17 protein-coding genes are annotated in these 12,987 nt (G+C 72.6%); 10 read left to right on the top strand and 7 right to left on the bottom strand.

Annotated features, from left to right (window positions below; genetic code table 11):
• The first annotated feature begins 103 nt into the window (after positions 1 to 103).
• Positions 104 to 559, top strand: coding sequence for a GatB/YqeY domain-containing protein (locus tag ACIHEI_RS21575; protein WP_396607726.1), 456 nt, complete (start codon positions 104 to 106; stop codon positions 557 to 559).
• 82 nt (positions 560 to 641) lie between these two features.
• Here ACIHEI_RS21575 and ACIHEI_RS21570 read toward each other — a convergent pair whose 3' ends face one another.
• The gene (locus ACIHEI_RS21570) at positions 642 to 2,948 is read right to left on the bottom strand and encodes a transglycosylase domain-containing protein (protein WP_396607725.1); all 2,307 of its coding nucleotides are present in this window, start codon (positions 2,946 to 2,948) and stop codon (positions 642 to 644) included.
• Positions 2,949 to 3,348: 400 nt separating this feature from the next.
• On the opposite strand from ACIHEI_RS21570, the gene ACIHEI_RS21565 reads away from it, so the two are divergent.
• Positions 3,349 to 3,672 carry a WhiB family transcriptional regulator gene (locus ACIHEI_RS21565; protein WP_380487904.1) on the top strand — a complete coding sequence of 108 codons (324 nt, stop codon included), beginning with the start codon at positions 3,349 to 3,351 and terminating at the stop codon, positions 3,670 to 3,672.
• Between the two features lie 37 nt (positions 3,673 to 3,709).
• Here the strand turns inward: ACIHEI_RS21565 and ACIHEI_RS21560 are convergent, their stop codons facing one another.
• Positions 3,710 to 4,855, bottom strand: coding sequence for an ArsA family ATPase (locus ACIHEI_RS21560; protein WP_392949298.1), 1,146 nt, complete (start codon positions 4,853 to 4,855; stop codon positions 3,710 to 3,712).
• The gene (locus ACIHEI_RS21555; RefSeq protein WP_392949456.1) at positions 4,852 to 5,862 is read right to left on the bottom strand and encodes an ArsA-related P-loop ATPase; all 1,011 of its coding nucleotides are present in this window, start codon (positions 5,860 to 5,862) and stop codon (positions 4,852 to 4,854) included. The genes ACIHEI_RS21560 and ACIHEI_RS21555 overlap by 4 nt, the downstream gene beginning before the upstream one ends.
• 248 nt (positions 5,863 to 6,110) lie before the next feature.
• Between ACIHEI_RS21555 and ACIHEI_RS21550 the strand changes: the two genes are divergently transcribed.
• From ACIHEI_RS21550 to ACIHEI_RS21530, 5 genes are all read left to right on the top strand, one after another.
• Positions 6,111 to 6,266, top strand: coding sequence for a DUF4177 domain-containing protein (locus tag ACIHEI_RS21550; protein ID WP_014136749.1), 156 nt, complete (start codon positions 6,111 to 6,113; stop codon positions 6,264 to 6,266).
• A gap of 2 nt (positions 6,267 to 6,268) precedes the next feature.
• Positions 6,269 to 6,733 carry a RidA family protein gene (locus ACIHEI_RS21545; protein ID WP_387639176.1) on the top strand — a complete coding sequence of 155 codons (465 nt, stop codon included), beginning with the start codon at positions 6,269 to 6,271 and terminating at the stop codon, positions 6,731 to 6,733.
• 95 nt (positions 6,734 to 6,828) lie between these two features.
• On the top strand, positions 6,829 to 7,671 hold the full coding sequence (locus ACIHEI_RS21540) for an NUDIX hydrolase (protein ID WP_396607724.1): 843 nt from the start codon (positions 6,829 to 6,831) through the stop codon (positions 7,669 to 7,671).
• A 95-nt stretch (positions 7,672 to 7,766) separates the two neighbouring features.
• Entirely contained in the window at positions 7,767 to 7,961 is a 195-nt protein-coding gene (locus tag ACIHEI_RS21535) for a hypothetical protein (RefSeq protein ID WP_387639171.1), read from the top strand.
• The gene (locus ACIHEI_RS21530; RefSeq protein ID WP_387860751.1) at positions 7,958 to 8,779 is read left to right on the top strand and encodes an MBL fold metallo-hydrolase; all 822 of its coding nucleotides are present in this window, start codon (positions 7,958 to 7,960) and stop codon (positions 8,777 to 8,779) included. Before ACIHEI_RS21535 ends, ACIHEI_RS21530 begins: the two co-directional genes overlap by 4 nt.
• A 154-nt stretch (positions 8,780 to 8,933) precedes the next feature.
• Here ACIHEI_RS21530 and ACIHEI_RS21525 read toward each other — a convergent pair whose 3' ends face one another.
• Together ACIHEI_RS21525 and ACIHEI_RS21520 are read right to left on the bottom strand one after the other, a co-directional pair.
• Positions 8,934 to 9,608, bottom strand: coding sequence for a Crp/Fnr family transcriptional regulator (locus tag ACIHEI_RS21525; RefSeq protein ID WP_014136744.1), 675 nt, complete (start codon positions 9,606 to 9,608; stop codon positions 8,934 to 8,936).
• A 265-nt stretch (positions 9,609 to 9,873) separates the two neighbouring features.
• Positions 9,874 to 10,320 carry a universal stress protein gene (locus ACIHEI_RS21520; RefSeq protein ID WP_396607723.1) on the bottom strand — a complete coding sequence of 149 codons (447 nt, stop codon included), beginning with the start codon at positions 10,318 to 10,320 and terminating at the stop codon, positions 9,874 to 9,876.
• Between the two features lie 185 nt (positions 10,321 to 10,505).
• Between ACIHEI_RS21520 and ACIHEI_RS21515 the strand changes: the two genes are divergently transcribed.
• The 3 genes from ACIHEI_RS21515 (at position 10,506) to ACIHEI_RS21505 (ending at position 12,339) form a co-directional block, all read left to right on the top strand.
• Positions 10,506 to 11,045, top strand: a complete 540-nt coding sequence (locus tag ACIHEI_RS21515; RefSeq protein ID WP_392949308.1) for a universal stress protein — start codon at positions 10,506 to 10,508, stop codon at positions 11,043 to 11,045.
• Complete coding sequence (locus ACIHEI_RS21510) at positions 11,038 to 11,376, top strand: hypothetical protein (protein ID WP_396607722.1); 339 nt, start codon at positions 11,038 to 11,040, stop codon at positions 11,374 to 11,376. Before ACIHEI_RS21515 ends, ACIHEI_RS21510 begins: the two co-directional genes overlap by 8 nt.
• Before the next feature lie 129 nt (positions 11,377 to 11,505).
• Positions 11,506 to 12,339 carry an NAD-dependent protein deacetylase gene (locus ACIHEI_RS21505; protein WP_396607721.1) on the top strand — a complete coding sequence of 278 codons (834 nt, stop codon included), beginning with the start codon at positions 11,506 to 11,508 and terminating at the stop codon, positions 12,337 to 12,339.
• Between the two features lie 17 nt (positions 12,340 to 12,356).
• On the opposite strand, the gene ACIHEI_RS21500 is transcribed toward ACIHEI_RS21505, so the two are convergent.
• On the bottom strand, positions 12,357 to 12,482 hold the full coding sequence (locus tag ACIHEI_RS21500) for a hypothetical protein (protein ID WP_396607720.1): 126 nt from the start codon (positions 12,480 to 12,482) through the stop codon (positions 12,357 to 12,359).
• Positions 12,479 to 12,853, bottom strand: coding sequence for a hypothetical protein (locus tag ACIHEI_RS21495; protein ID WP_396607719.1), 375 nt, complete (start codon positions 12,851 to 12,853; stop codon positions 12,479 to 12,481). The genes ACIHEI_RS21500 and ACIHEI_RS21495 overlap by 4 nt, the downstream gene beginning before the upstream one ends.
• Positions 12,854 to 12,987: the final 134 nt, after the last annotated feature.

Here is a 12,987-nt window from a genome sequence, read left to right as displayed (position 1 = left end):
GACGGGCAAGCGCCCGGGGGGCGCCGGAGGGTGACGGGTCGTCAGCGCGAACCGGCAGGTAATGGGGCGGCGTCGGGGCGTGACAGGTGTCAGAATCGGCGGCATGACGACGCTCAAGGAGCAGCTGCACGAGGACCTGACGGCTGCCATCAAGGCACGGGACGAGCTGCGCTCGTCCACCCTTCGGTTGACGCTGGCCTCGGTGACGAGCGCGGAGGTGGCGGGCAAGCAGAAGCGCGAGCTGTCCGACGCCGAGGTGCTTCAGGTGATCGGCAAGGAGGCGAAGAAGCGGCGGGAGGCCGCGGAGGCGTTCGAGGGTGCCGGTCGTACGGAGCAGGCGGCGCGCGAGCGGGCAGAGGGCGAGCTGCTGGACGCGTACCTGCCGAAGCAGCTGACGGACGAGGAGCTGGCCGGGATCGTGGCCGCCGCGGTGGCGGCGTCCGGGGCGAGCGGCCCGCAGGGCATGGGCGCCGTGATGAAGCTGGTGCGTCCGCAGGTCGAGGGCAAGGCGGAGGGCGGCCGGGTGGCCGCCGCGGTGAAGGCCGCACTGGCCGGCTGACCCTCGGCTGCCCCTACAACTGCTGAAGCCGCCCGCCCGGAGATCGTCTCCGGGCGGGCGGCTTCAGTGTGTGCGGGCGCGGTCAGTGGTGGCCGGGCTTGCCGCTGTTGCCGCCGGTGGGCGGCGGGAAGGAGAAGCCGCCGGTGGTCAGGCCGCCGGTCGGAAAGCCGGTGGTGCCGCCGTTGTTGCCGCCACCGCCGTTGCCGCCGCCGTTGCCACCGCCATTGCCGCCACCGTTGCCGTTGCCACCGCCGGTGGTCGCGCCGGCGTTGTCGCCGGAGGGGTCGCCGGGGTTGTCGGTGGCGGGCGGGGTGGTGGTCGCGGGCGGGGTGGTGACGATGTTCTTGAAGCTGGTGACGGGGGTGCCGTCCAGGGCGTCGTTCATGGCCATCTGCCAGATCGGGCCGGGGCCGTCGGCGCCGTAGACCGCCGAGAAGTACTTGCCGCCGATGGTGATGTTCTTCATCGACACGTTGCCGCCGACGCCGCCGAGCCAGACCGAGGTGGCGAGGTCGGGGGTGTAGCCGGTGAACCAGGCGGCGTACCGCTCGTCGGTGGTACCGGTCTTGCCGGCGATCTGGCGGCCGTCGTCGAGGCCGAGGGAGGAACCGGTGCCCTTCTCGGTCACGCCCATCAGCAGGCTGTTGACGTTGTCCGCGGTGGACTGGGACATCGCCTGGTTGCAGTTGGCCTTCGGCACGTCGAGCTTCTTGCCGTCGCTGGTGACCACGGAGGTCAGCGCGATCGGGGAGCAGTACACGCCGCGGGCGGCGAAGGACGCGTAGACCGACGCCATCTGGAGCGGGCTGACCTCCTGGGTGCCGAGCACCATGGAGGGGACCTCCTGCAGCGCCTTGCCGTTGGCCAGGGTGCCGACGCCGAGCTTGTCGGCCATCTGCTTCATCGGGCAGAGGCCGGTCTGCTGCTCCAGCTGCACGAAGTAGGTGTTGACCGACTTCTGCATGGCGACCGTCATGTTGTACGGGCCGACCTCGGAGGTGGACTCGTTCTGCACGGTGGGCTTGGAGGTGTCGTTCCAGGTGCCCTGACACGTGGAGACCCGCGGGTACTCCATCTTGTTCGGCGAGGAGAGTTCCTGGCTGAGCGGGACGCCGTTCTCCAGGGCGGCCGCGGCCAGGATCGGCTTGAAGGTCGAGCCGGGGGAGAAGCCGTTGCCGCCGCCCATGGCCGCGCCGGCGTTCAGGTTGAGGACGGTCTGCTTCTTGGACTCGTCCAGGCCGTACGGGCGGGTCTGCGCCATCGCGAGGATCTCGCCGGTGCCGGGCTTGACCATGGTGCCGGCGGCGGACACCTTGTCGGTCACGTTGACCTTCTTGGTGACGGCCTTGTTCATGGCCTGCTGCTTGTCCGGGTCGATGGTGGTGTTGATCTTCAGGCCACCCTGCGACCAGAGCTTCTGCCGGTCCGCGGCGGTCTTGCCGAACGCCGGGTCCTGCTTGATCACGTGGCGCACGTAGTCGCAGAAGAAGCCCATGCCGTTGCTGGCGGTGATGCAGCCGTTCTGCGGCTCGGTGTACTTGATGCCCAGGTCGGCGGCGATCGCGGCCTTGGCCTCGTCCGGCGAGATGTGCTTGTACTCCAGCAGCTTGTTGATCACCGTGTTGCGGCGGGTCTGCGCGGCCTGCGGGTGGGTGATCGGGTCGTACGCCGAGGGGTTCTGCACCAGGCCGGCCAGCATCGCGGCCTCGGGGAGGGTGAGGTCCTTGGCGCTCTTGTTGAAGTAGCGCTTGGCGGCGGACTCGATGCCGTACGCCTGGTGGCCGTAGAAGGTGATGTTCAGGTAGTTGGTGAGGATCTGGTCCTTGCTCAGGTCCTCTTCCAGCTTGATGGCGTACTTGAGCTCCTGGATCTTGCGACCCATGCTCTTCTTGGTGGCTTCCAGGAACGCCTGCTGGTCGTCGCCGGCCTGCTCGACGAAGACGTTCTTCACGTACTGCTGGGTGAGCGTGGAGGCACCCTGGGCGGTGGTGCCGGACTCCGCGTTCTTGGTGGCCGCGCGCAGGACGCCCTTGAGGTCGACGGCGCCGTGCTCGTAGAAGCGGTTGTCCTCGATGTCCACCTGGGCCTGGCGCATGATCGGCGCCATCTGCTCCTTGGTGAGGATGGTGCGGTCGCGGTCGTAGACCTTGGCGATCAGGCCACCCTTGGCGTCGTAGATCATCGACACCTGCGAGAGCGTGGGCGTCTTGAAGTCGTCCGGGATGTTGTCGAACGATTCGGCGGTGTCCTTGGCCGTCAGGCCGAACGCGCCGACGGCCGGCAGGGCCATGCCGGCGACCAGGATGCCTGCGAGCACGGCGCTGCCCAGGAACTTGACGCCGAGCCCTGCCTTGTCCAGTGCGGTGCCCTCGGATCGGGTAGCTGCCATGGGGAGAACCCTACGTTGCGGAATCCCGTACAGGGGGGCAGGTGTTCGCCTACGCTTGTCACAGAACTGCGACAGCTTCGCTCTGCTCATCACCGTCACTCTTGTGAGTGATGAGCTTTGTCCGATTCGGGGCATTCTGAGCCACTTTCAGGCGGCTGCACGGCGGGCCGCTGTTGCACACCGTGACGAAAACGCACCATTCGGCCCCCGCAAGGCCCGCGACCTGCAATCACTCCAACGAGTGAGCTGTCGGACACCCATAGTCCGATCGGGTCATTCGAGATTGGGCCGACAGGGGCTGTTGCGTTGTGTCGTTCTTCCGTAACGTCCTCAACTGGCAACGGTGAATATGCCGTTGCCGCCGTGGGGGAGCCCCGAATCGGGAGAGGACGGCGCCGGGATGGGCTGGGTGGACGACTGGAGCGTGCAGGCCGCGTGCCGCACGAGTGATCCGGATGAACTGTTCGTGCAGGGGGCGGCGCAGAACCGCGCCAAGGCGGTGTGCAGCGGCTGTCCGGTGCGCACCGAGTGCCTCGCGGACGCGCTCGACAACCGTGTCGAGTTCGGCGTGTGGGGCGGAATGACGGAGCGCGAGCGTCGGGCGCTGCTGCGCCGGCGGCCGACCGTGGGGTCCTGGCGGAGGCTGCTGGAGACCGCGCGCACCGAGTACGAGGAGTCGCTGGCCACCGGGGTGGTCCTGCGGGACTACGCCCAGGCGGGCTGACGCTCCGTCAAGCAGGGCGGTGCGGTGGGTCGTCGGCTCACTCGGCGGGGGAGCCGAGGCGGTCGCCGATGGCCCGCAGTCCGTCCAGGTCGTGGACGTCTCCGGGCAGTGCGGGCACCTCGACGATCGGCACGTCCGGGTAGACCGAGGCGAAGCGGTCGCGGGTGCGCCGTTCCCGGGTCATGACCTGCATCCGTTCGGCGTGCAGGCGCAGCAGTCCGGCGGCCAGGGTCTCGGCCTCGACGGTCGAGGTGGCGGTGCCGTTCTCCTCCAGCGCCTCGGCGGCGGCCAGCGCGCGTTCCGAGGTGAGCTGCTGGGCGCCGCTGGTGTGCACCCGGTTGAGTACCAGCCCGGCCAGTGGCATGGCGTCGGCGGCGAGCCGGTCGACGAAGTACGCGGCCTCGCGCAGCGCGTCGCGCTCGGGCGCGGCGACCACCAGGAACGCGGTGCCGTCGGCCTTCAGCAGCTGGTAGGTGCGGTCGGCGCGCTCCCGCAAGCCGCCGAACATCGAGTCCGTCGCGGAGATGAACATCTGCACGTCGGTGAGCAGTTGGGCCCCGAAGATCTTGCCGAGGGTGCCGGTGATCAGCCCCATGCCGACGTTCAGGAACTTCATCGCGGAGCGGCCGCCGACCTTGGCGGGGGCGGTGAGCAGCCGGATCACCTTGCCGTCCAGGAAGGACCCGAGGCGGGTGGGGGCGTCCAGGAAGTCCAGCGCGGAGCGGGACGGCGGGGTGTCGACGACGATCAGGTCCCAGCGGTCCTCGGCGCGGAGCTGGCCGAGCTTCTCCATCGCCATGTACTCCTGGGTGCCCGCGAAACCGGCCGACAGCGACTGGTAGAACGGGTTCTCCATGATGGCCCGGGCCCGTTCGGGTTCGGCGTGGGCGAGCACGACCTCGTCGAAGGTCCGCTTCATGTCCAGCATCATCGCCTGGAGTTCGCCGTTCCCGCGGGTGCCCTTGACCACCCGCGGGGTGTTGTCGAGCTCGGTCAGGCCCATCGACTGGGCGAGCCGACGGGCCGGGTCGATGGTCAGTACCACGGCGCGGCGGCCGCGTTCGGCGGCGCGCAGGCCGATCGCCGCGGCGGTGGTGGTCTTGCCGACGCCGCCGGAGCCGCAGCAGACCACGATCCGGGTCTCCGGGTCGTCGATCAGGGTGTCGATGTCCAGCCCGGTCATGCCGCTCCCTGCCGCTTCAGTTCGCCCGCCAGCCGGTACAGGCCGGCCAGGTCCATGCCCTCGCCGAGCAGTGGCAACTCGTAACTGGGCAGGCGCAGTTGTTGAAGGTCGATGCGCTGGGCGCGTTCCAGTTCGACCCGTTCGGCGTGCTCCCGGGCCTGCTCCAGCAGCGGGTCGAGCAGCGGCTCCACGGCGGCCCGCACGGTCTCCGGCTTGCGCGAACGCCCGCCGAGGCCGGCCTCGCCGAGGGCCAGCGCCACCTCCTCGCGGTGGTCGCCGTGGGCGGCTTCCACCGCCGCCGCGTCCAGTATCGGCGGACGCACCATGTTCACCAGGACGCCGCCGACCGGCAGCCCTGCCTCGCGCAGGTCGGCGATCCCGTCCACCGTCTCCTGCACCGGCATCTCCTCCAGCAGGGTGGTGAAGTGCACCGCCGTCTCCGGGGAGCGCAGCACCCGCATCACGGCCTGCGCCTGGGTGTGGATCGGGCCGAACCTGGCCAGGCCCGCCACCTCGGAGTTGACGTTCAGGAAGCGGGTGAGCCGGCCCGTCGGCGGGGCGTCCATCACCACCGCGTCGTACGCCCGCCGGCCGTCCGGGCCCTTGCGGCGGGCCGCCTCGCAGGCCTTGCCGGTGAGCAGCACGTCGCGCACGCCGGGGGCGATGGTGGTGGCGAAGTCCACGAAGCCGACCTTCTGCAGGGCCTTCCCGGCCCGGCCCAGCTTGTAGAACATCTCCAGGTACTCCAGCAGCGCCTGCTCGGTGTCGATGGCCAGCGCGTGCACCTCGCCGTGGCCCTTGCCGGGCAGACCCAGCTGAGCCGGCGTCACGGTCGCCACCCGGCGCTCCTCGTACGGCAGCGCGGCGATCTGGAACAGCTCGGCGATGCCCTGCCGGCCCTCCACCTCGATCAGCAGGGTGCGGCCGCCCTCCGCGGCCAGCGCCAGCGCCAGCGCCGCGGCCAGCGTGGTCTTGCCGGTGCCGCCCTTTCCGCTGACCACGTGCAGCCTGACGCCCTCCCAGTCCGGCTCCCGCGGCGACGCCTGCCCGGTCGGCCCCGCCGTACCGCTGCTGCCCGCCACGCCCGCTCTCCGTCCGTCGCTGCCTGCTCCTGCCGGGGGGACCCCACGGGCACCCCTCACCGCGAGGGTAACGAGCGCGCGCTCCGGATGACGGGACCATCCCGGCCGCCCCGGCGATTGGTGGCCCCTTTGTGTCCCACCTCACACCGGCCCGGGCGGCTAGAGTCACCCCCATGACCAAGTGGGAATACGTCACCGTGCCGCTGCTCGTGCACGCCACCAAGCAGATCCTCGACACCTGGGGCCAGGACGGCTGGGAGCTCGTCCAGGTCGTCCCCGGGCCGAACCCGGAGCAGCTGGTCGCGTACCTGAAGCGCGAGAAGGAGTAGTCATGAGCAAGGTAGAGCAGAAGCTCGCTGAGCTCGGGCTGACCCTGCCCGAGGTGGCGGCCCCCGTCGCCGCGTACGTTCCGGCGCTGCGCACCGGCCACTACGTGATGACCTCCGGACAGCTGCCGATGGTCGGCGGCAAGCTGCCGCTGACCGGCAAGGTCGGCGCCGAGGTCACCGCGGAGGACGCCAAGGACCTGGCGCGGATCTGCGCGCTGAACGCGCTCGCCGCGATCAAGTCCGTGATCGGCGACCTCGACAAGGTCGAGCAGGTCGTCAAGGTGGTCGGCTTCGTCGCCTCCGCCCCCGACTTCACCGGCCAGCCCGGCGTGGTCAACGGCACCAGCGAACTGCTGGGCGAGGTCTTCGGCGACAAGGGCGTGCACGCCCGCAGCGCCGTCGGCGTGGCCGTGCTGCCGCTGGACGCGCCGGTCGAGGTCGAGCTGATGGTCCGCTTCCGCGACTGATCGCACTGCCGAGGGGCCCGTCGCCGCAATGCGGTGGCGGGCCCCTCGCGTTGGGGCCTGTCCGCCCGGGTCGACGGCCGTTAACATCCGTGAACATGCCCGAGATGCCGCCGTCCTGGCCCGCCCGAATCCGCGCCCTGGCCACCGGGGAACTCACCCCCGCCGCGCCCCGGCCCGCCGCCACCGTCGTGCTGCTGCGCGACGGCGCCACCGGCCCCGAGGCGTACCTGCTGCGCCGGCGCACCACGATGGCCTTCGCCGGCGGCATGTACGCCTACCCCGGCGGCGGAGTCGACCCGCGCGACCGCGAGGTACGCCCGCCGTGGGCCGGCCCGAGCACCGCGGAATGGGCCGAGCGCCTGGGCGTGGACGAGCCGACCGCCTGCGCGGTGGTCTGCGCCGCCGTCCGGGAGACCTTCGAAGAGGCCGGCGTACTGCTGGCCGGCCCCGACGACCGCACCCTGGTCGAACCCGGCGACTGGGCCGACGAACGCGCCGCGCTGGAGTCCCACCAGCTCTCCCTCGCCGACTTCCTGGGACAGCACAACCTGGTGCTGCGCAGCGACCTGCTGGCCGCCTGGGCGCGCTGGATCACCCCCGAGTTCGAGGAACGCCGCTTCGACACCTGGTTCTTCGTCGCCGCCCTGCCGGCCGGGCAGGCCGCCGCCGACACCGTCGGCGAGGCCGACCGGGTCACCTGGATGACACCCGCCGACGCGGTGGCCGGCTTCCACGAAGGCCGGTTCGGCATGATGCCGCCCACCGTCACCGTGCTCCGCGAACTGACGCCGGTACCCAGCGCCGCCGAGGTACTGACCGCCGCCGCGGACCGCAAGGTGACCCCGGTCCTGGGGCGCGCCGAGCTGGCCGGGGACCGCATGACGGTGCGCTGGCCCGGGTATGACGAACTGACTGTCGACGGCGTGTTCCCGGCGTGAGAGCCTTCCCCCGGGAAGCTCGGCAAAAGCCGCGCCGACCAGCGCCTTTTGGCTGCGACAGCACCGCCCGCGTACACCCCGGAAGGAGACCTCCGATGACTCACAACGACGTGGCTCGCCGGACCTCGGCCATGCCCACCCGCACCGTCACCCCGCGCGCCGCGGCCTGCGACGCGCCCGCGCCCGCGGCGACCACCACCCGCCTGCTGGTCCGCGAGCTGCCCGCCCGGGCCCTGGTGCGGCCGCTCCCGCTGCGACGACTCAGTCGGGCCGAGGCGGACGCCGCGTGAGCGGTCTGCTTCCGGGCGACCCCGCCGACCGCGTCGGCGGGGCCGCCACCCCACGCGCCCAGTGCGTGCTCGCACCCAACCCGTCCCCGATGACGCTGGACGGCACCAACACCTGGCTGCTCTCCGAACCCGGCTCCGACCTCGCCGTCGTGGTCGACCCGGGCCCGCTCGACGAGACCCACCTGCGACGGGTCGTCAGCACCGCCGAACAGCAGGGCAAACGCATCGCCCTCACCCTGCTCACCCACGGCCACGCCGACCACGCCGAAGGCGCCGCCCGGTTCGCCGAACTCACCGGCACCGCGGTACGCGCCCTCGACCCCGCCCTGCGACTCGGCGAGGAAGGCCTGCACGGCGGCCAGCGGCTGGAGATCGGCGGCCTCGACCTGCGCGTCGTGGCCACCCCCGGGCACACCTCCGACTCGCTGACCTTCCACCTGCCCGCCGACGGCGCGATCCTCACCGGCGACACCGTCCTCGGCCGCGGCACCACCATGGTCGCCCACCCCGACGGGCGGCTCGGCGACTACCTGACCTCGCTGCGCCACCTGCACGCGATGGCCGCCGAACACGGCGTCCGCACCGTCCTGCCCGGCCACGGCCCCGTCCTCGCGGACGCGCTCGGCGCCGTCGACTACTACCTCGCCCACCGGGCCGGCCGGCTCGCCCAGGTCGAAACCGCCGTCGAGGCGGGCTACCGCACGGCGGCCGAGGTGGTCGCCCGGGTGTACGCGGACGTGGACCGCGCGCTGTGGCCTGCGGCGGAGCTGTCGGTGCGGGCGCAGCTCACGTACCTGGAGGAGCACGGCCTCATCTGAGGCGGGCTGCGAAACGCAGGCGGGCGCGAAAACAGGGGCGCTGGGGGTACCCCCAGCGAAGCGAGGGGCGGAACCGCGCGAAGCGGAAGGCGACAACAGCGAGATCGCGCCCCGGGCAATCACTTGCACGTGGGCGCGATCTCGCAGCTGAGTACTACCGCGAGCGCCGCGACAGGCGCTCGACGTCCAGCAGGACGACCGCGCGGGCCTCCAGCTTGAGCCAGCCGCGGCCGGCGAAATCGGCGAGGGCCTTGTTGACCGTCTCGCGGGAGGCGCCGACCAGCTGGGCCAGTTCCTCCTGGGTGAGGTCGTGGGCGACGTGGATGCCCTCGTCGGACTGGACGCCGAAGCGGCGGGAGAGGTCGAGCAGGGCCTTGGCGACGCGGCCGGGCACGTCGGAGAAGACCAGGTCGGACATCACGTCGTTGGTGCGGCGCAGGCGGCGGGCGATCGCGCGGAGCAGCGCGATGGAGACCTCGGGGCGGGCGTGCAGCAGCGGGAGCAGGTCGCCGTGGCCGAGGCCGAGGAGCTTGACCTCGGTGAGGGCGGTGGCGGTGGCGGTGCGCGGGCCCGGGTCGAACAGCGAGAGTTCGCCGATCATCTCGGAGGGGCCGAGTACGGCGAGCATGTTCTCGCGGCCGTCCGGGGACGCGCGGTGCAGCTTGACCTTGCCCTCGACCACGACGTACAGCCGGTCGCCCGGGTCGCCCTCGTGGAACAGCGACTCGCCACGGGCGAGCGTCACCTCGGTCATGGAAGCGCGGAGCTCGGCAGCCTGGTCGTCGTCGAGTGCCGCGAACAGCGCGGCGCGCCGCAGAACGTCGTCCACGAGCTTCCTCCTGCTGGTGTCATGGGCAGTGCTATTCACCACCAAGGATGACGCATGTCGCTCCGATCATATGAGGAGGGGGGTGTGCCGGGTGCGGCCTACGCGGCCATTCGCGCACTTGGAGTGACGGTCGCGGCGGCCTGGGTCCGGCGGCGTGTCGCCGGTCGGGCGGACCTGGCGGAACAGCGTGGCGTGCATCGGTTCACTCCCGGGGAGGTGCTGAAAGGGGCTTCCGGGAGCAGTCGATCCGGTTCCGGCGAGGTAGTCAACTCGGCGTTTTGGCAAGCGAGTTGGCGGCCGTCGTGCCGGTCCTCGGGGCGGCGACGGTCAGCACCGGGCACGGGGCGTGACCGCGGCAGTGCCGCGCGGTGTGGTCGCCGTGCGGGTGCGGCCAGTGGCGGTGCGGGGTGCCGAGCAGCAGCAGGTCGGCCGGGCCGGTGACCGCCGCGACCAGGGCCGGGCCGGCCGCTCCCGTGACCACGGCGGGGCGGACCAGCACGTCGCCCGGCCAGCCGCCGAGCGCGGCGTCGAACGCGGCGTCCAGCAGCATCCCGGCGGCGCGGGCGGGCACCGCGTCGGACGGGCGGCGGGCGAGCACCGGGACCAGCACGGCGCCGCGCACCGCCGCCTCCATCGCGGCCCGGCGCAGCGCGGCCAGGCTGTCCGGCGAGCCGTCCACACCGACCACCACATGGGTCTCGTTCGGTTCCATGACCGGCCTCCTCGTCCCCCTCCTTCAGTGAACGCCGCCGGCGGCGGCCCGGGCGTCAGGGCGGCGTTGGGAAACCGCCCGCGGGCGTCAGGGAGCCGTCAAGGACGGCCGGGGGCGGCCCGCGGCGCGATCTGCTGGAGCCTGCGGGCCCCGCCGGGGCCCGCGAATTCCGGACGGAGGACGTGATGGAGCAGCGGCCGCGCATCGTGGTCGGGGTCAGCGGATCGCTCGGCAGCCTGGCGGCCGTGCACCGCGCGGTGGCCGAGGCCCGGCGGCTGGGCGGCGAGGTGCTGGCCCTGCACGCCTGGGAGCCGCCGAGCGGCGAGTTCGGCCACCGCCGCTCGCCCTGCCCGCCACTGATGTCGGCGGTACGCGAACTGGCCGCGACCACGCTGGCCGAGGCGATGGCCGAGGCGTTCGGCGGCACCGACCCCGGCGTCCCGCTCACCGCCCGCACCGTCCGCGGCCGGACCGCCCCCGCCCTGCTGGCCGCCGCCGACCGGCCCGGCGACCTGCTGGTCCTCGGCCCGTCCGGCTCCTGGCTGCACCGCGGCCTGCGCGGCTCCGTCCCCGGGTACTGCGTGCGCCGGGCGAACTGCCCCGTGCTGGTCGTCCCGCGCTCCGAACTCGCCTCCGCCCTGGACGAGGTGAGCGGACGCCTGTTCGCCGCCCGGGCCCTCGACGCGGAGCTGCGCGGGCTGGTGGCGGTGTCCGGCGGTGCCTGATCGGCTGCCCGTCGCACTGTCCGGCGCGGCGGCCCTGCTGCTGGGCGCGGCGACCGCGCTCACGCTCGCACCGCTCGGCGAACTGCGCGCCGGCTGGTTCGCCCTCACCGCGTTCACCGCCGGGTGCGCCGCCCTCGGCACCCGCTCCCGGCCCGCCGCCGCGCCGCTCGTCGGCCTGGCGGCCTGGCTCTTCCACAACGGCTTCGCCGAACACCGCTACGCCGAGATCGGCTGGGCCGGCCCCGGCCCCGAGGCCGGCCACCTCGCGCTGTTCACCGCGGCGGCCCTGCTCGCCGCCCTCCCGCGGGGCCGGGTGCGCCCCCGGAAGTGAGCACAAGTACAAAGGAGACGGCGGCAGTTCGGGCTGTGGGGGCCCGCTCGGCCGCGAACGGGGCGGCCCGGGTGGTGCGTGGGGGCACTTCCCGGGCCGCTCGCCTGTGCGGGCGTCCACAATGGACGTATGACCGCGCACGAGGACGGCCTGCCCGCGCTCACCCGGCTGCTCGCCCGGGGTGGCGTGGCGGTGCTGAGCGGTGCCGGGCTGTCGACCGAGTCCGGGATCCCGGACTACCGGGGGCCGGACGGGATCCGACGGCACCGGGCGCCGATGACGTACCAGGAGTTCCTGGCGGGGGAGCCGGCCCGCCGCCGCTACTGGGCGCGCAGCCACGCCGGGCGCGCCGTGATCGCCGGGGCCCGCCCGAACGCCGGCCACCTCGCGGTGGCCCGGCTGCGCGCCGCCGGACCGCTCGCGTCGGTGATCACCCAGAACGTCGACGGCCTGCACCACGCCGCGGGCACCACCGACGCCGTCGAACTGCACGGCGGCCTCGACCGGGTGATCTGCCTCTCCTGCGCCGCGATCAGTCCCCGCGCCGAACTCGACGAACGCCTCGCCGCCCTCAACCCCGCCTTCCGGGACGCCGGTTCACGCATCAACCCGGACGGCGACGTCGAACTCCCCGACGATCTGGTGACGTCCTTCACCGTCGCCGACTGCGCCCGCTGCGGCGGCGTCCTCAAACCCGACGTGGTGTTCTTCGGTGAGAACGTCCCCAAGGCGCGCGTCGAGCACTGCTACCGCCTGGTCGACGAAGCCCGCGCCCTGCTCGTCCTCGGCTCCTCCCTGGCTGTTCTCTCCGGCCTCCGCTTCGTCCGCCGCACCGCGAAGGCCGGCAAACCCGTCGCCATCATCAACCAGGGCCCCACCCGCGCCGACGACCTCGCCACCCTCCACCTCGACCGCCCCCTCGGCGAGACCCTGACCGCCCTGGCCGAGCGGCTCGGCGCATAGCCCCGAGCGGCCTGGGCTCACGCCGCCGCCGGCGCGGTGAGCCGGCAGATCGCGACGAGCTCCAGCCGTGGCACGACGTAGTGGGTGAGCAGCCCGCCGGTGACGTGTTCGGCGTCGGGCGGATACTCCCGGCTCCAGCTCACTCGTTCACCGCCGCGAACGCGGCTCGGTACAGCTCGGCGACCGTGACGGCGTGCCGACGGCACTCTTCGATGCTCGCCGCGTGGTTGGCGAGGTAGTTCGACCGGTGGTAGGCCCGGGAGGTCGCCGGGAGGCGCTCGATCTCCAGCACGGCAGCCCAGTGCGCGACGAAGGAGCGGATGGGCTGGACGCTGCCGCTGCCGGTGGCGGTGGCGGTGGCGGTGGCGATGGCCTCGGCCATGGCTCCGGTCTGGCCCTCGATCATCTCCGGGAGCCGGTCGGGCGCGACCACGGCCAGCGCGGCTTTCAGCGCGGCCGGGGTCTTGTCCGGCCGGGGGACGAGCTCCGTCTCCTCGGACGCGGCCTGGCTCATGACCGGCTCCTCTCCTCTGTTGTGAGGCTACCGGGCCGGACCCACACCCACGGGCCCGGAGGTGGGGCGTCAAGGGGGCGTCAAGGCTGGGGAATCACCCGTATGGGGGGCGTCAGGGACCGTAAATGCGGGCG

Source organism: Kitasatospora sp. NPDC051984 (assembly GCF_044593455.1).
Lineage (GTDB): Bacteria > Actinomycetota > Actinomycetes > Streptomycetales > Streptomycetaceae > Kitasatospora.
Note: the sequence above shows the minus strand (reverse complement) of the source record. Positions and strands in the feature narration are given on the sequence as shown.